The following is a 17101-nucleotide window of genomic DNA, read 5'->3' as shown; positions in this document are numbered from 1 at the left end:
AGGGCGGCGCGTTCCCGGTCAGCGTACCCGCATCGTCCGGCTTCGCGGAACTATCCCCGACTTAGGCGCGGCTTCGGGCTAGACTTCCGGCTTCCCATCCCCGATTCGCTGGCCCATGACGATCCATGCCCCGCCGCCGGAAGGCGGCCGTATCATCGACGAGCCTATGGAGACGGCGCTCAGCCGCCGCTATCTGGCCTACGCCCTGTCGACCATCACCAACCGCGCCCTGCCGGATGTGCGCGATGGGTTCAAGCCCGTGCACCGGCGCATCCTGTACGCCATGCACCAGATGCGGCTGAACCCGCAGGCGGCGGCGCGCAAATGCGCCAAGGTGGTCGGCGAGGTGATGGGCGGATACCACCCGCACGGCGACGCCTCGATCTACGAGGCCCTGGTGCGCCTGGCCCAGGATTTCGCCCAGCGTTATCCGCTGGTCGACGGGCAGGGCAACTTCGGCAATATCGACGGCGATAGCGCCGCCGCCATGCGCTACACCGAGTGCAAGCTGACCCCGGCCGCCGTCCTGCTGCTGGACGGGATCGACCAGGACTCGGTCGATTTCCGCGCCACCTACGACGATCAGGACGAAGAGCCGATCGTCCTGCCGGCCGGGTTCCCGAACCTGCTGGCCAATGGCTCGTCCGGCATCGCCGTGGGGATGGCGACGTCGATTCCTCCGCACAATGTCGGCGAACTGATCGACGCCTGCCAGATGCTTCTGGAACGGCCCGAGACGACGACGGCGGAGCTGGTGCAACTGGTGCCGGGTCCCGACTTCCCGACCGGCGGCGTGGCCGTGGAAGGCCATGCCTCGATCCTGGACGCCTATGAGACGGGGCGGGGCGGGGTGCGTCTGCGGGCGCGCTGGGAGACCGAGGACCTGGGGCGCGGCGTGTGGCGGATCATCGTCACCGAGATGCCGTACCAGGTGCAGAAGTCGCGCCTGATCGAGGCGCTGGCGGACCTGATCGAGCACAAGAAGGCGCCGCTGCTGGGCGACGTGCGCGACGAGTCGGCGGAAGACATTCGCCTGATCCTGGAGCCCAAGAACCGCACCATCGAGCCTGAAATGCTGATGGAAAGTCTGTTCAAACTGTCGGATCTGGAGGTCCGTTTCCCGATCAACATGAACGTGCTGGACGCCGACGGCACACCGCGCGTCATGGGGCTGAAACCCTGCCTGCGCGCCTTCCTGGATCACCGGCGAGAAGTGCTGAACCGCCGGTCGCAATGGCGGATCGCGCGGGTCGAGAAGCGGCTGCACCTGCTGGAAGGCCTGCGCATCGTCTTCCTCAACATTGACGAGGTGATCCGCATCGTCCGCGAGGAGGAACAACCCAAGGCCGTTCTGATCGCACACTTCGGCCTGACCGAGGTCCAGGCCGACTTCATCCTCGACACCCGGCTGCGTCAGTTGGCGCGTCTGGAAGAGATGACGATCGAGAAGGAGTTCAAGGAGCTGTCGGAAGAGCTGGCGCACCTCCAGGCCCTGACGTCGTCGGAAGGCAAGCAGTGGAAGGCCATCTCCAAGGAGCTGGAGGCCGTGCGCAAGGCGTTGATCTCGCCGCGCCGCACGACCATCGCCGAGGCCGTGGATTCGTCGGCCTTCGTCGCGCCCGAGGCGTTTATTCCCCGCGAGGCGATCACCGTCATCCTGTCGGAACGCGGCTGGATCCGCGCCGCCAAGGGCAAGGTCGAGGATCCGTCGGAGCTGAAGTTCAAGGAAGGCGACCAACTGGCCTACCTCGTGCCGGCCTATACGACCGACAAACTGTTGGTGGCGGCGTCGGACGGGCGGATATTCACCATCGGGGCCGACAAGCTGGCGTCGGGTCGCGGGCACGGCGAGCCGCTGCGCCTGATGATCGATCTGGACGAGAAGGCCGAGATCATCAACGTCCTGGCGCATCAACCGGGCGGCAAACTGCTGATCGCCTCCAAGGCCGGCTATGGCTTCATCGCGCCGGAAGACGAGACTCTGGCTCAGAAGCGGGGCGGCAAACAGGTGCTGAACGGCGACATGCTGGCCATGCTGCGCATTAGCGGCGACCACGTCGCCACAATCGGCGAGAACATCAAGACGCTGATCTTCCCGCTGGCCGAACTGCCCGAGATGGGGCGAGGCAAGGGCGTGCGCCTGCAGAACTTCAAACAGGGCGGCCTGGCCGACGTGACCGTGTTCAACGCCGAACAGGGGCCGGAATGGGCCGACGGCGGCGGACGTCGGCGGAACTGGCCGGACTGGAAGGATTGGCTAGGCAAACGCGCCGGCGCCGGGCGTCAGGGTCCGCGGGGCCTGAGGAAGTTCAGATAGGCGGCCGTTCGGTCGCCTAGTCTTCCCGCCGCGACCATCCAAGCTTGCCGAGCACCTCCATCGGGCGGAAGCCGGCCTTGTAATCCATCTTGGCCGAGCCCTGGACCCAATAGCCCAGATAGACGAAGGGCAGGCCCACCAGGGCGGCCTGGCGCACGTGGTCCAGGATGGCGAACCGGCCCAGGCTGCGGCGCTCCATCGTCGGGTCGTAGAAGCTGTAGACCATCGACAGCCCGTCCTTGAGCAGATCGGTCAGGGTTACGGCGACCAGATCGCCGGGGCCGCCGTCCGTCGAGGGCAGGCGGTACTCGATCAGATGGGTGCGGACGGCCGTGTCCTCGACCATGGCGACATAGTCGAGCCAGCCCATGTCGCTCATGCCGCCGGTGGGATGGCGGGTGGTCAGATAGCGGCGCAGAAGCTGGAACTGTTCGGTCGTGGCCTCGGCCTCGACCAGGCTGCGGGACAGGTCGTCGTTGCGAGCCAGCACCTTGCGCTGCGAGCGGGTGAAAACGAACTCCGGCACCGGCAGGCGCACCGAGACGCAGGCGTCGCAGGCCTCGCAGGCCGGGCGATAGGCGATGTTCTGGCTGCGCCGGAAACCGGCGATGGTCAACTCGTCGTTGACGTGGGCGCCGTCCGAGAAGGGCAGGTTGGCGAAGACCTTCCGCTCGATCTTGCCCGGCAGATAGGGGCACGGCGCCACCGACGTCATGAAGAACCGGAGCTGTCGTGTCGGAACATGCTGCGTCACGGCCTTAGGTCCGCACCCGATCTTGCCAATATTGCGACGACGGAACGCTCATGGCGCGATTTGGCGTCATTCCCTGGCCGGCCGCAAGCGTGTTCGCGTCGCAGCCGAGCGGGGTCACAGCGAGGTGTCCATCGGCAGCACGGGCGCTTCGCGCAGCAGGACGATGGCGATGCGGCGGTTGCCCGCCAGGGTGGGGTCGTCGGGATAGAGGGGATCGGACCCCGCCTTGCCCGCCACCGAATAGACCCGGTCCGGATCGACGCCGGAGCCTTGGAGCACCAGGCGCGAACCGTTCGCCCGTTCGGAGGACAGGGTCCAGTCGGCCGGGGCGCTGGCGCGGCTGGAGCCCGGCGTGGCGCTGGTGTGGCCGGTGATGGAGATGCGGTTCGGCAGCTGATTGATCACCTTGGCCACGGCCCGCAGCAGGACTTGGGCGCGGGCATTGGGGCGGGCCGAGTTGTTGTCGAACATCGAGCGGCCTTCCTGATCGACCAGCTGGATGCGCAGGCCCTCCGGCGTCTGGTCCACGATCAGCTGTTTCGACAGCTCCGCCAGTTCCGGCATCGACTGCATGGCCTGACGCAGAGATTCGGCGGCGCTGGCGAACTGTTCGGCCTCGCGGCGTTCGATCTCGGCCTGGAGCGCCGAATCGCTGGCTGACGACAGGTTGGAGCTGGGGCCGGCCGTGGTCGTATCCGCAGGCGCCTCGGGCGCCAGCTGTTCGATCACCGACTGCGAGCCCGAGCTCTTGGGCCCATCGTCGCCCAGTGCGGTCCCGCCCAGAATGCCGCCGGACCCGGACGTCGTCTCGGACACGCTTGCGGGCGCGAAATATTCGGCGATGCCGCGCTTCTGTTCCGGATCGGTCGTGTTGATCAGCCACATCAGCAGGAAGAAGGCCATCATGGCCGTCACGAAGTCCGCATAGGCCACCTTCCACGCGCCGCCATGGTGGCCGCCGGCCGTGACCTTCTTGACCTTTTTGATGAGGATCGGACGATCGCTCACGGACATGGACGCACCCCGGACTTGTGGTGGCCCATTGTGACCCACGTGAGGTTAACCGCGCGTTGACCTTGAACCCCGACGCGGTGCGGCCTAGTCCGACGGCCGAACCAAGGAGCCAGTCATGAAGATCGCATTCGCCGGCCTGGGCGTCATGGGCGCCCCGATGGCGCGTCATCTGGTCGAGGCGGGCCACGACGTGACCGGCTTCAATCGCACCACGGCGAAGGCCCAGGCCTGGGCGGCGTTGACAGGCGGCAAGGCGGCCGCGACGGTGGCGGAGACGGCGCAGGGCGTCGAACTGTTCATCCTGTGCGTCGGCAATGACGACGATGTCCGCGCCGTGGTGACGGAAGCCTTGCCGCATCTGGCCGAGGGCGCGGTGATCGTTGATCACACCACGACCTCCGCCAAGGTGGCGCGTGAAATGGCGGAACTGGCGCAGGCGCAGGGACGATCTTTCGTCGATGCGCCGGTGTCGGGCGGTCAGGCCGGGGCCGAGAACGGCCAGCTCAGCGTCATGGCCGGCGGAGACGCCGCCGCGCTGGCGACGGCGGAGCCGGCGTTGAAAGCCTATTCCAAGGCGCTCAAGCACATGGGACCGGCTGGCTCGGGTCAACTGACCAAGATGGTCAACCAGATCGCTATCGCCGGCGTCGTTCAGGGGCTGGCCGAGGCGGTGCATTTCGCCCAGGTCGCGGGCCTGGACACCGACGCCGCCTATGAGGCCGTGTCCAAGGGCGCGGCGCAGAGCTGGCAGATGGACAATCGCTGGAAGACGGCGGCCAAGGGCGAGTTCGAGTTCGGCTTCGCCGTCGACTGGATGCGCAAGGACCTGGGCCTGGTGCTGGACGAGGCGCGGTCGAATGGCGCGCGGCTGGCCCTGACAGCCCTGGTCGATCAGTTCTACGCCGAGGTTCAGGCCATGGGCGGAAACCGCTGGGACACGTCCAGCCTGGCCGCGCGGCTGCAATCGCGGGACTGACGCCTAAAGCTTACGGTGCATGATGTGCAGGCCCACTAGGCCGTGCGCCGGATGATCGAAGGCCTCGGGGACCGTGCCGACGATCTCGAAGCCCAGCTTGCGCCACAGGCCGACGGCGACGGTGTTGGTCTCCAAGACCGCATTGAACTGCATCGCCTTGAAGCCGGCCTCGCGGGCGAAGGCGAGCGCAGCTTCGGCCAGAACCCGCGCCTGGCCTCGACCGCGGGCCTCCGGGGCGACCATGAAGCTGCCGTTGGCGACGTGGGCGCCGTTTCCCTGCTGGTTAGGGATGATCTTGGCGGCGCCAAGCACCTGGCCATCCTCGATCGCCACAAGCGTGCCGCCGGGCACTGGCGGCGTCCACATCGTGCGGGCCTGAGCCTCGGTCATGTCGAGTGGATAGGTGTAGGTCTCGCCCGCGCGGGTGACGGCCTCGATGATCGGCCACAGTCCAAGCCAGTCGGCATCCGTGATCAGCCGAACTTCGAGGGCCATCAGCCCAGAAGCCGCGCGGCCTGGGGGGCGAAATAGGTCAGGACGCCCGCGCAGCCGGCGCGCTTGAAGCCGTGCAGGGTCTCCAGGATGGCGCGGTCCTGGTCCAGCCAGCCGTTGGCGATGGAGGCCTGCATCATCGCGTACTCGCCCGACACCTGATAGGCGAAGGTCGGAACGCGGAAGGTCTCGGACACGCGGCGGACGATGTCGAGATAGGGCATGCCTGGCTTGACCATGACCGCGTCGGCGCCTTCCGACAGGTCCATGGCGACCTCCTTCAGGGCCTCGTCGGAATTGGCGTAGTCCATCTGGTAGGTCTTCTTGTCGCCCTTCAGCATGGTCGAGGAGCCGACGGCGTCGCGGTATGGGCCATAGAAGGCCGAGGCGAACTTGGCCGCATAGGACAGGATCAGGGTATCGGAAAAGCCGTTGGCCTCCAGGGCCTCGCGCACCGCCTGGATACGGCCGTCCATCATGTCCGACGGGGCGACCACGTCTGCGCCGGCGTGGGCGTGGATGAAGGCCTGTTCGGCCAGACGGTCCAGCGAGGCGTCGTTGACGATCCGGTCGCCCTCCATGACGCCGTCGTGGCCGTGGTCGGTGTAGCAGTCGAGCGCCACGTCGGTCATGACGCCGATCTCGGGCGCCGCGTCCTTGATGGCCTTGATACAGTCGGGGATCAGGCCGTCGGGATCGGTCGCGCCGGTGCCGACCGCGTCCTTGATCGCGCCGTCCACATTGGGGAAGAGGGCCACCATCGGAATGCCCAGGTCGCGCGCCTCGACAGCGGCCTTGGCGGCTTCCTTGGGTGACAGGCGGAAGACGCCGGGCATGGAGGCGACGGGCACGCGATCCTCGGCGCCGTCGTGGACGATCAGCGGCCAGATCAGATCGGCCGGCGTCAGGGTCGTTTCCGCCACCAGACGGCGCACCCAGGGGCTAGACCGCAGGCGGCGCGGACGGGCGAGGGGGAAGGGGGCGGGCAGGTAGGGAAGCATGGCAGGACCTTGGAAAGCTGAGGCCGGACTAGCGCCGCCGAGGGCCAGGCGCAAATCGCGTGATGCGTCGGATCGTTTCTCGCGCGATGCCGTCTTGCGCGGATCGGCGAAATGCGAGCCTATCGCGGCAAATCCATGGAGACGACGATGATGAGACGGTTGGCGGCGGGCGTGGCGGTTCTGGCTCTGGCGGCGGGGCTTTCAGGGTGCATCATCGTGTCGTCGGATGGCGGTGAACGAACCGTCGTCGCCAGTGGCGCAGACATGGGCATGACCGACGCCTCGCCGACCTATGGCGATCTTTACGCCGAAGCCGTCGCCGATCCGAAGCGACCGGCGGCCGAGGTCGAGCGTGACGCCCTGCGCCATCCTGCCGACATGCTGGCCTTCGCCCAGGTCGCACCGGGCGACAAGGTGGCCGACATCCGTCCCGGCGCCGGCTATTTCACCCGCCTGTTCTCGGATGTGGTCGGGCCGACCGGCCGGGTCTACGCCTTCGTGCCCGAGCGGACGATGGCGCGTGAGAATGCAGGAGCCGACGCCCTGGCCGCCGCCTATCCGAACGTGACGCGGGTCAACGGCCTGCTCGACGCCATGACCTACGCCGAGCCGCTGGACATGATCTTCATGAGCCAGGAATACCACGACTTCCACATCCCCGGCTTCAACACCGACGTGGCCAAGATGAATGCGGCCGTGTTCGCGGCGCTGAAGCCCGGCGGCCGCTACATCCTGATCGACCATGAGGCGGCGCCCGGCACGGGCATTTCGGCGGTCCAGACCCTGCACCGGATCGAAGGCGACTATCTGAAGCGCGAGGTCGAGGCGGCGGGCTTCATCTACGAGGGCGAAAGCACCGCCGTCGCCAATCCGGCCGACGACCACAGCCTGAACGTCTTCGACGAGAAGATCCGCGGCAAGACCGACCAGTTCGTCTATCGCTTCAGGAAGCCCGGCTGAGGTCGTCGCGCGCCGTGTGTTCAGCGACCAGCAGAGGCCACGGCAGGATGAAGTCGGCGTAGGTCACGGGACGCCGGGCCTTCAACGACCAGAGAAACAACTGCTCGCGTTCGCAGATCGGCTGGACCTTGCCCGAGGCGATCAGTTCCAGCCGATGACGCTGGAGGGCGTAGGCGAACAACCGATCGTATCGGGCGCGGGCAGGTCGGCGAGGGCGCATGGCGGTCGTCCTTGAAGGAGGGTCGAGCATGAATCGGCTTCGTCCTCGCCGTCTTGCGGCGAGGTTGGGGAGGGTGCGGGACGCCGGGTCTGCACCCGGTGAGATGGTTAGAATTACCGTTTCGGCGCAGTCGTCGTCCCGCGCGGTCGTTTTCCACGTGCTTTCCGGCTGGCGGCCCTGCGATTCGGGCCTTGCCGGACGGCGGGACGCCTTGCGACGCCTTCGCCGGGGCGGACGTGCAGGCGCTGGGGCCTGTAGCGGTGCCGCATCCTAGGCGCGCGGCGAGCAGGGAACGGCATCCATCGCCGTCCCTAAGGACCCCGGCGGTCTCCTCCCCGCCGGCTTCATCGCTCGACCACAGCCCCGTCGCCGTCAGGGCGCTGGATCCGACGCCCTCCCCATCGGCGGGGATAGGACGAGCCTAGCCCACCCGCCGACCCAGGCCGGATGAAAGGGGACATATTTCTGCAAGGAGTTGGAATTGATGAAGAACCACCAGCGACATCATGATCGATGTCAGATCGACGTCTAGCATCGCCTGGGGTTGCGCCGAACCGTCGCCGCCGATCTTTCCCTCGCCAAGCTTCACACAGAGGGAGGGCTCTAGAACAGAACGGCGGGGTTCATGATCCGCTTGGGGTCGATGGCGCGGCGGATGGCGGCCATGGTTTCGATCTCGAGGGGGGATTTGTAGCGTTTTACCTCTTCGGTCTTCAGCCGGCCCAGACCGTGTTCGGCGGAGATGGAGCCGTCGTAGGTTCCGACAACGTCGTGAACCACTTGCGAGCCTTCCTTCCAGCGACCGATGAAAGCGGGGATGTCCTGACCGACGCCCGGCAGGATGTCGTAGTGCAGATTGCCGTCGCCGACGTGGCCGAAGACCGAGATGCGGGCGCCGGGGTGGAAGCGTTCGACGGCGGCCGAGGCCTCGTCGATGAATTCCGCGATGCGGCTGATGGGGACGGAGACATCGTGTTTCCAGCCGCCGCCCTCGGGCTTCAGGGCCGCCGAATGTTCTTCGCGCAGACGCCAGAAAGCGGCGCGCTGGGCGTCGTTCTGGGCGATGGCGGCGTCGGTGATCAGGCCTTCCTCGAAGGCGACTTCCAGCAAGGCCACCATCTGGGCCTCGGCGCCGCCCGGCGTGCCCGAGGCGATCTCGATCAGGACATACCAGTCGGGCGTCGAGTCCAGTGGCTCGCGTGTATCGGGGATGTTGTTGAGCACCAACTCCATGCCCAGACGCTTCATCAACTCAAAGGCCTCGACCCCGCCGCCGGTCTCGGCCTTGGCGCGGGCCAGCAGTTCGACCGAGGCGGCGGCGGTTTCCAGGCCGACGACGGCGACGGCGCGCGAGCGCATGATGGGGAAGAGCTTCAGGGTGGCGGCGGTGACGACGCCCAGAGTGCCCTCGGCGCCGATCAGCAGCTGCTTCAGATCATAGCCGGTGTTGTCCTTGCGCAGGCGCTTCAGGCCCCGGAAGATCTCGCCGTTGGGCATGACGGCCTCAAGCCCCAGCACCAGGTCTCGCATCATGCCGTAGCGGAGCACCTGGGTGCCGCCGGCGTTGGTGGAGATGACGCCGCCGACGGTGGCCGACCCCTCGGCCGCGAGGCTGAGCGGGAAATAGCGGCCGGCGGCCGTGGCCACCTGCTGCGCTTCGAGCAGGGTCAGGCCGGCCTCGACCGTCATGGCGTCGTCCAGGGGGGTGACGTCGCGCACTGCGCGCATCTTGCGGGTCGACAGCAGGACCTCGCCAAAGGGGATCTGGCCGCCGACCAGGCCGGTGCCACCGCCTTGGGGCGTGATAGCCACGCCTTCGCGGGCGCAGATGGTCACGGCCCTGGCCGTCTCCTCAGTCGAGCGCGGAGTCAGCAGGATGGGGGTGTCGCCGGTCCAGCGGTTGCGCCATTCGGTCAGGTGGGGGGCGATGACCTCGGGGTCCTGGGTCCATCCGCCCGGACCGAGGGCGGCCTTCAGTTCGTCCAGAACGGCGGGAGAGGGGGCGGGCGTCTGCATGCCTCCCTTTTGTCAGGGGCGGCGGGGAGTGGGAAGGCGTTTTCGGGCGGTCGAGGTCTGTCGCCGTCCTCCAATTCATCGTCATTCTCGCCCCTGTGGCGAGAATCCATACTCCCGGTTTATGGGGGGCGTCCCTTCGAAGACCGGGCGTATGGATCCTAGGCACAAGGCCTAGGATGACGGGCTTAGAGGTAAGGGCGCCGCGTCGGCCTCAGACGTCCAGGTCTTCCTTCACGAACTGGGCGTTTTCCTGGATGAACTGGAAGCGGGCGTCGGCGCGCTTGCCCATCAGGCGTTCAACCAGATCCTCGACGTCGGCCTCGGCGTCGGGGACGGTGATGCGGGCCAGGGTGCGCTTCTTCGGGTCCATGGTGGTCTCTTTCAGCTGGGAGGCCATCATTTCGCCCAGGCCCTTGAACCGGCCGATCTCGGTCTTCTTGCCCTTGAAGACGGTGGCCAGCAGTTCGTCGCGGTGGGCGTCGTCGCGGGCGTATTCGCTCAAGGGGCCTGCCGAGATCCGATAGAGCGGCGGCAGGGCCATGAAGACCCGGCCCTGGCGGATCGTCTCGGGCATGACCCGGTAGAAGAAGGTGATCAGCAGGGCCGCGATGTGGGCGCCGTCTACGTCGGCGTCGGTCATGATGACGATCCGCTCGTAGCGCAGGTCGTCGATGTTGAAGCGGTTGCCAGGCTGGACGCCCAGGGCCAGGGCCAGGTCGGACAGTTCGATATTCTGGCGCAGCTTGTCCGCCGTCGCCGAGGCGACGTTCAGGATCTTGCCGCGCAGGGGCAGGATGGCCTGGGTGGTGCGGTCGCGCGCCTGTTTGGCCGAGCCGCCGGCCGAATCGCCTTCGACGATGAAGAGTTCGGTGCCCTGGGCCGACTGGCGGCTGCAGTCCGACAGCTTGCCCGGCAGACGCAGCTTGCGGGTGGCGGCGGCGCGCTGGACTTCCTTGTCCTTGCGGCGGCGCAGACGGTCCTCGGCGCGATCGACGACGAAGCCGAGCAGGGCGTTGGCCTGTTTGGGGCTTTCGGTCAGCCAGTGGTCCAGCGGGTCGCGCAGCAGCTGTTCGACCAGGCGGGCGCCCTCGGGCGAGGACAGCCGGTCCTTGGTCTGGCCCTGGAACTCGGGATTGCGGATGAAGACGCTGATCAGGGCGCCGGCGTTGGCGGTGACGTCCTCGGCCGTGATGATGGCGGCGCGCTTCTCGTTGGTCAGTTCGCCGTAGGATTTCAGGCCCTTGACCAGGGCGGCGCGGAAGCCTGCCTCGTGCGTGCCGCCGTCGGGGGTGGAGACGGTGTTGCAGTAGGACTGGATGAAGCCGTCGGCCTCGCCGAAGCCGATGGGGGACCAGGTGACGGCCCATTCGAAGGCGCCCGCCTCGCCCTGACGGTCGGCGCGGCCGGCGAAGGCGGGGGTGACGGTCTCCAGCTCGCCGATCCGGTCGATCAGGGCGTCGGCCAGACCGCCGGGGAAGTGCAGCAGGGCCTGGGCCGGGGTCGTGTCGGTGATCCGCTCGGGCGCGCAGGTCCATTTGATCTCGACGCCGCGGAACAGATAGGCCTTGGACCGGGCCATGCGGAACAGGCGGGCCGGCTTGAAGGCCGCGCCCATGCCGAAGATCTCGTCGTCGGGCTTGAAGCGGATGAGGGTGCCGCGCTTCTTGGACGGCTGGACCTGCTGGATCGGGCCCAGGACATTGCCGCGCGAAAAGGACTGTTTCCACTCGAAGCCGTCGCGCCAGACGGTGACGTCCAGATGCTCAGACAGGGCGTTGACCACCGAGACGCCGACGCCGTGCAGGCCGCCCGAGGTCTCATAGGCCTTGCCCGAGAATTTGCCGCCCGAGTGGAGGACGGTCATCACCACTTCCAGCGCCGACTTGCCGGGGTGTTTGGGGTGGGGATCGACCGGGATGCCGCGGCCGTCGTCGCGGACGGACAGATAGCCGTCGGCGTCGAGGTCGACGGTGATCAGCTTGGCGTGGCGGGCCACGGCCTCGTCCATCGCATTGTCGAGGACTTCGGCGAACAGGTGGTGCAGGGCGCGTTCATCGGTGCCGCCGATATACATGCCGGGGCGTTTGCGGACGGGCTCGAGCCCTTCCAGCACCTCGATGGAGGAGGCGGAATAGGCGTTCTGGGCGCCCGCAGTCGGGGCCGCGGCGGCGACAGGCGTCGCGGCCGGTTTTGGCGCAGGGGCGGGCGCGGCCTGGGGCGGGGTCACCGCGACGGGCTTGGGGGCCTCGGGCTTGGGAGCGTCGGGCGTGTCGTCAAAAGCGAAGAGGTCGGCGGCCATTCACATAGTCTGAGGCGATTCGGGACCGGGTCTGGTAGGCCCGTGACGCCGGTCGGGCAAGCGGCGCGCGAACCGGGGCCGGATCGAAGGTCACGGCGCGGGCCATGATCGCCAGGGTCAGGACCCAGGGCAGGTTGGTGTGGGTCAGAAGCACACTCTCGGACAGGCTGAGGGCCGTGAAGGCGGCGAGATAGGCGATGCTCCAATACCCCTCGCGCGCGCCCTGACCGTTCAGTCGTGCGACGACCAGGACGGCCGAAATCGCCATGACGCCGCCGACGGCGATCGCGCCGGGCCAGCCCAGTTGCACCAGCAGGTCGATCCAGCCGTTGTGGGCGGACGGGACGGGCCATTGGGTTTCGAGACGGATTTCGCGCGCCGGGATGGAGTCCACGCCCCAGAAGGCGCTGAAGCCGTAGCCGGTCCAGGGGCGCTCGGCGACCTTTCGCATCAGGGCTTCCCAGATCAGGGTGCGGCCGGTCAGGGAGGGGTCCTTGCCGAGAGCTTCCAGGATGGCGGCCGAATCGGAGTTCCACAGCCAGGTGGCGCCGGCGACCGTGACGACGCCCAGCCAGATTCCGGCGACGGTGATGACCGCGCCCCCCTGTTTCAACGTCCACCAGCCGCTCACCATGCCGAGGCCCAGGCCCCAGCACAGAAGGGAGGTCTTGGACTGGGTGGCCAGCACGAGCAGCGTGGTCAGGCCCAGGGCCAGCAGGGAAATCCAGAAACCGCGGCTGCGTCCGGCGATATGATCGGCCGCCAGGGTCGCGGCGGCCGAGACGGCGCCGACGACCATGACCAGGCCCATCTGGTTCTTCTCGTACCAGAGCCCGCGCCACAGGCCGGCGTTGTCGAACTGGTGCACGCCGACCTTGGGATAGGCGAAGACCATGATCAAACTGCCGACGGCCATGACCAGACAGGTGTGCATCAGCAGGCGCGGCAGGGCGGCGTCGCGGAACCGGGCGCCCAGATAGACGGCGAAGGCGCTGTTGATGGCCATGGCGATGACGCGACGCTCGGTCACCCCGGGGTCGATGGACCAGTATTGCGAGACGAAACACAGGACGACCAGGCCGAACATCATCAGCCAGGCGGGCCAGGCGCGGATCACCTTGTCTAAGCGGAAGACGATCAGGCCGGCGATGACGGCATAGACGGGCAGCCAGATCAGGCGCAGCACGGGCGTCTCGCCCTGGTCCGGCGCGATGATCGGCGCGATCAGGGCGCCGGTCAGCATGAAGACGACAAAACCGGCCGCCCACTGTTCCCACAGCGGGGGCGAATCATCCGGGGTCTGGACGGGCGGGGCGCGCACGGCCGCACACTCCTCCGGGGCGCTTAAGGAACCGTGAGCGCGGCGGAGAAGGCGGCCAGGCCGATTTCCAGATCGGCGATCAGGTCGGCCGGGTCTTCCAGCCCGACATGAAGACGCAACAGCTCGCCCTCCAGAACGGGCGGGTGGTCGCGATAGGCCATCTGATGGGTTTCGTGGGTGGCCAGGCTCTCGAAGCCGCCCCAGGAATAGCCCAGGCCGAACAGGGACAGGGCGTCGAGGAAGGCCTCGCCCGCGACCCGGTCTCCACCCTTCATCACCAGGCCCATCAGGGACGGGGCGCCCGTGTAATCACGGCTCCACAGGTCGTGGCCGGCGGCGCCGGGCAGGGGCGGATAGAGGACGCGCGAGACCTCGGGCCTGGATTGCAGCCATTCGGCGACCACCAAGGCCGACCGGGCCTGTTCGACATAGCGCAGGGGGAGGGTCCGCAGGCCGCGCAGCGCCAGCCAGGCGTCGTCGGGGGAGACGTGCCAGCCCAGATCCTCGATGGCGTCGCCGACCGCGCGCAGGCAGGCGGGATCGTTCGACGCGATACTGCCCATCAGGACGTCGGAATGGCCGCCGACATATTTGGTCACGGCCTGGACGCTGACATCCACGCCATGGGCCAGGGGGCGGAAGGCCAGTCCCGCCGCCCAGGTGTTGTCGGCCACCGTCAGGACGCCGCGCGCCCGACAGGCCTGGGCGACGGCGGCGACGTCGATCATCTCGAACGTCAGGGACGCGGGCGATTCCAGCAGGACCAGCCGCGTGCGGTCGCCGATGGCGGCGATGACGGCGGAGGCGTCGGCCTCCGCAGGCAGAAAGCGGGTCGTGACGCCTCGGGCCGCCTGATAGCGGGCGAGGAAACGCCGGGTCGGGCCATAGACGGCGTCCGACGTGATCACCTCATCGCCGGGGCGCAGCAGGGCCAGAAGCGGCACGGTGACGGCGGCGAGGCCGGAGGGGACAAGGAAGGCGTCGGCGGCCCCTTCCAGATCGGCCAGGGCGCGGCGGAGTTCGCGCGCGGCGCTGGTTCCGTCCAGGCCATAGGTCGGGCCGTAAGTGTCGTCGCGCATGACGCCGGCCGCATCGCTGAGCATGGTCGAGGCGCGTTCGATGGGCGGATTGACCGGGCGGCGCCCTTGGCCCCGGCGCGTGGCGGCGGCGATCAGGCGGGTGCGGTCGGAATGCGGGGGCATGGCGTCGTCGATGGGTTGCGGATCAGGGCCTAAAGGCCTCTAAAGCCAGCGGGGCGCAAGCGGCGAAGGATGGAAACGCGATGCGGTGCTGGACGATCGGAGCGATGGCGGCGGTGCTGCTGACGGCCGCCTGCGGGCGACAGGACGCCGAACCGACCCCGGAAACCTCCACCGCCGCGCCCGTCTCGACCACGCCGACAGCCCTGCCCGAAAGCCCGACCCTGGCCGCCGTAAAGCGGCGCGGACGCCTGAATTGCGGCGTGCATCAGGGGCTGGTGGGCTTCGCCTATACCGACAATCGCGGCGAGTGGCGCGGGTTTGACGTGGACTTCTGCCGGGCTACGGCGGCGGCGGTGCTGGGCGACGCGGATGCCGTGCGGTTCGTGCCCCTGTCGGCGTCGGATCGATTCGCGGCGTTGAACGACGGACGGATCGACGTGCTGTGGCGCAACTCGTCCTGGACCATGGGCCGCGACGCCGGTGAAGGCTTCATCTTCGCGGGGATCAACTACTATGACGGCCAGGGTTTCCTGGTCCGGCGGTCGCTGAATCTGAGCAGCGCGACGGAGCTGAACGGGGCGCGGGTCTGCGTCCAGTCCGGCTCGACCTCGCAGGCCAACGCCGCCGACTATTTCCGGTCGCGCGGCATCGAATACCGGCCCGTCGTCTTCGAAACGGAAGAGGCGGCGCGGGACGCCTATGCCCGCGAGGACTGCGACGCCTTCAGCGCCGACATTTCCGCCTTGGCTGCAGCGCGGACCGTCCTGCCGAACCCGAACGAGCATGTGATCCTGTCGGACGTGGCGTCGAAGGAACCGCTGGGGCCGGTCGTCAAGGCGGGCGACGAACGCTGGGCCTCGACCGTGCGCTGGACGTTGAACGCGCTGATGCTGGCCGAGGAACTGGGCGTCACGCGCGATACCGTGGCTGCGCAATCGCGGGACGCCGCCGATCCGCGCATTCAGCGGCTGCTGGGGGCGGAAGGCGATTATGGTCCCATGCTGGGCCTGTCCAAGACCTGGGCGAAGGATGCGGTCGCGGCGGTCGGGAACTATGGCGAAATCTTCGACCGGAACCTGGGTTCGCAATCGGCGCTCGACCTGGCGCGCGGATTGAACGCACAATGGAACGCACGGCCGGGCGGCTTGATCTATGGGCTGCCGATCCGATAAGCGCCGACGCCTGAAACGCACCACGGGGGACAGATGACCGAGACGAAACGCCGCGGCCTTGCGCTGCACTGGCTGATGCTGATCGGCTTCGCCGTGGGTCTGGGCGGCGGTCTTTTCGTCAATCTGACCCTGGGCGCCGATACGGGATGGGTCGTCTGGCTGACGGACAACGTCACCGGACCGCTGGGCCAGATCTTCCTGCGTCTGCTGTTCATGATGGTCATTCCGCTGCTGTTCTCGGCCCTGGTGGTCGGGGTGGCGGAGATGGGCGACCTCAGCTCGCTGGGTCGCGCGGGGATCAAGACCCTGCTGCTGACGATCCTGGTGTCCGGGATCGCCGTGGTGATCGGCCTGGCGATGGTCAATCTGTTCCAGCCGGGACGCGGCGTCGATCCGGCGCTGGCGCAACAACTGCTGGACCAGGGCCGCGACGGCGCGGCGGGCATTGTGCAGGGCGCGCCCGAGACCATCCAGCTGGGCGACTTCTTCCTGGAGTTGATCCCGTCCAACGTCTTCACGGCGGCGGCCGAGAACCAGATCCTGCCGGTGATGGTGTTCGCCCTGTTCTTCGGCATCGGCCTGGTCATGGCCAAGTCGCCGGCCACCGACCGCCTGCAACAGGTGATCGAAGGCCTGTTCGAAGTGACGATGAAGCTGATCAACCTGTTCATCAAACTGGCCCCCATCGCCATCGCCTGCCTGATGTTCAACCTGGCGGCCCTGTTCGGATGGGACCTGTTGGTGCGACTGGCGGCCTATGTCGGCGTCGCGGTGGGCGCGATGGCGATCCACATGTTCGTGGTCTATCCGCTGGTGATCTGGCTGCTGGCCGGACGCTCGCCCTTCGCCTTCTTCAAGGGCGTGCGCGAGCCGATGGTGGTGGCCTTCTCGACCGCCTCGTCCAACGCCTCGCTGCCGGTGTCGTTGAAGGCGGCCGAGGAAGAGCTGAAGCTGCCGCGCAAGATCGCCCGGTTCGTGCTGACGGTCGGCGCGACCGCCAACCAGAACGGCACGGCCCTGTTCGAAGGGGTGACGGTGCTGTTCCTGGCCCAGTTCTTCGGCGTGGATCTGACCATCACCCAGCAGGTGGTGGTGATGCTGGTCTGTATCCTGGGCGGCATCGGCACGGCGGGCGTGCCGGCCGGATCGCTGCCAGTCGTGGCCATGATCCTGGTGATGGTGAAGGTGCCGCCCGAGGGGATCGGCCTGATCCTGGGCGTCGATCGCTTCCTGGACATGTGTCGCACCACGCTGAATGTCACGGGCGACCTGGTGCTGGCGACGGTGGTGTCGCGCGGCGAAGAGGACGAGCTGATCGAGGCCGACGACGTCGTGCCCGTGGCGCCGCCGGCCTGAC

General features: G+C 67.7%; 14 protein-coding genes. 5 read left to right on the top strand and 9 right to left on the bottom strand.

Features of this window, described 5'->3' with window-relative positions; translation table 11 throughout:
• Positions 1 to 115: 115 nt before the first annotated feature.
• The gene (gene parC / locus ACODSC_RS05510) at positions 116 to 2317 is read left to right on the top strand and encodes a DNA topoisomerase IV subunit A (RefSeq protein ID WP_488812547.1); all 2202 of its coding nucleotides are present in this window, start codon (positions 116 to 118) and stop codon (positions 2315 to 2317) included.
• Positions 2318 to 2333: 16 nt separating this feature from the next.
• On the opposite strand, the gene ACODSC_RS05505 is transcribed toward parC, so the two are convergent.
• The gene (locus ACODSC_RS05505) at positions 2334 to 3071 is read right to left on the bottom strand and encodes an arginyltransferase (RefSeq protein WP_488812545.1); all 738 of its coding nucleotides are present in this window, start codon (positions 3069 to 3071) and stop codon (positions 2334 to 2336) included.
• A 114-nt stretch (positions 3072 to 3185) separates the two neighbouring features.
• Positions 3186 to 4085 (bottom strand): flagellar motor protein MotB, encoded by a 900-nt coding sequence (locus ACODSC_RS05500; RefSeq protein WP_488812543.1) that lies wholly within the window; start codon positions 4083 to 4085, stop codon positions 3186 to 3188.
• Between the two features lie 115 nt (positions 4086 to 4200).
• Between ACODSC_RS05500 and ACODSC_RS05495 the strand changes: the two genes are divergently transcribed.
• Positions 4201 to 5061 (top strand): NAD(P)-dependent oxidoreductase, encoded by an 861-nt coding sequence (locus tag ACODSC_RS05495; protein WP_488812541.1) that lies wholly within the window; start codon positions 4201 to 4203, stop codon positions 5059 to 5061.
• A gap of 3 nt (positions 5062 to 5064) precedes the next feature.
• Here ACODSC_RS05495 and ACODSC_RS05490 read toward each other — a convergent pair whose 3' ends face one another.
• Together ACODSC_RS05490 and hemB are read right to left on the bottom strand one after the other, a co-directional pair.
• On the bottom strand, positions 5065 to 5556 hold the full coding sequence (locus tag ACODSC_RS05490; RefSeq protein WP_488812539.1) for a GNAT family N-acetyltransferase: 492 nt from the start codon (positions 5554 to 5556) through the stop codon (positions 5065 to 5067).
• Positions 5556 to 6554 carry a porphobilinogen synthase gene (gene hemB / locus ACODSC_RS05485; protein ID WP_488812537.1) on the bottom strand — a complete coding sequence of 333 codons (999 nt, stop codon included), beginning with the start codon at positions 6552 to 6554 and terminating at the stop codon, positions 5556 to 5558. Before hemB ends, ACODSC_RS05490 begins: the two co-directional genes overlap by 1 nt.
• Positions 6555 to 6665: 111 nt before the next feature.
• Between hemB and ACODSC_RS05480 the strand changes: the two genes are divergently transcribed.
• The gene (locus tag ACODSC_RS05480; protein ID WP_488812535.1) at positions 6666 to 7514 is read left to right on the top strand and encodes a class I SAM-dependent methyltransferase; all 849 of its coding nucleotides are present in this window, start codon (positions 6666 to 6668) and stop codon (positions 7512 to 7514) included.
• Here the strand turns inward: ACODSC_RS05480 and ACODSC_RS05475 are convergent.
• The 5 genes from ACODSC_RS05475 to metC all read right to left on the bottom strand — a co-directional run bounded on the left by ACODSC_RS05475 (position 7498) and on the right by metC (position 14572).
• Positions 7498 to 7734 (bottom strand): hypothetical protein, encoded by a 237-nt coding sequence (locus ACODSC_RS05475; protein WP_488812533.1) that lies wholly within the window; start codon positions 7732 to 7734, stop codon positions 7498 to 7500. The genes ACODSC_RS05480 and ACODSC_RS05475 overlap by 17 nt on opposite strands.
• 603 nt (positions 7735 to 8337) lie before the next feature.
• Positions 8338 to 9750, bottom strand: coding sequence for an FAD-binding oxidoreductase (locus ACODSC_RS05470; protein ID WP_488812531.1), 1413 nt, complete (start codon positions 9748 to 9750; stop codon positions 8338 to 8340).
• 211 nt (positions 9751 to 9961) lie between these two features.
• Positions 9962 to 12049, bottom strand: coding sequence for a DNA topoisomerase IV subunit B (locus ACODSC_RS05465; protein WP_488812529.1), 2088 nt, complete (start codon positions 12047 to 12049; stop codon positions 9962 to 9964).
• On the bottom strand, positions 12024 to 13370 hold the full coding sequence (locus tag ACODSC_RS05460; RefSeq protein ID WP_488812527.1) for an O-antigen ligase family protein: 1347 nt from the start codon (positions 13368 to 13370) through the stop codon (positions 12024 to 12026). The genes ACODSC_RS05465 and ACODSC_RS05460 overlap by 26 nt, the downstream gene beginning before the upstream one ends.
• Positions 13371 to 13393: 23 nt before the next feature.
• Positions 13394 to 14572 (bottom strand): cystathionine beta-lyase, encoded by a 1179-nt coding sequence (gene metC, locus ACODSC_RS05455; RefSeq protein ID WP_488812525.1) that lies wholly within the window; start codon positions 14570 to 14572, stop codon positions 13394 to 13396.
• An 80-nt stretch (positions 14573 to 14652) separates the two neighbouring features.
• Between metC and ACODSC_RS05450 the strand changes: the two genes are divergently transcribed.
• Positions 14653 to 15744 (top strand): amino acid ABC transporter substrate-binding protein, encoded by a 1092-nt coding sequence (locus ACODSC_RS05450; RefSeq protein WP_488812523.1) that lies wholly within the window; start codon positions 14653 to 14655, stop codon positions 15742 to 15744.
• Positions 15745 to 15777: 33 nt separating this feature from the next.
• Positions 15778 to 17100: a dicarboxylate/amino acid:cation symporter gene (locus ACODSC_RS05445; RefSeq protein WP_488812521.1), complete on the top strand. Its 1323-nt coding sequence runs from the start codon at positions 15778 to 15780 to the stop codon at positions 17098 to 17100.
• Position 17101 lies beyond the last annotated feature (1 nt).

It is taken from the genome of Brevundimonas sp. FG128, from assembly GCF_057809775.1.
Note: the sequence above shows the minus strand (reverse complement) of the source record. Positions and strands in the feature narration are given on the sequence as shown.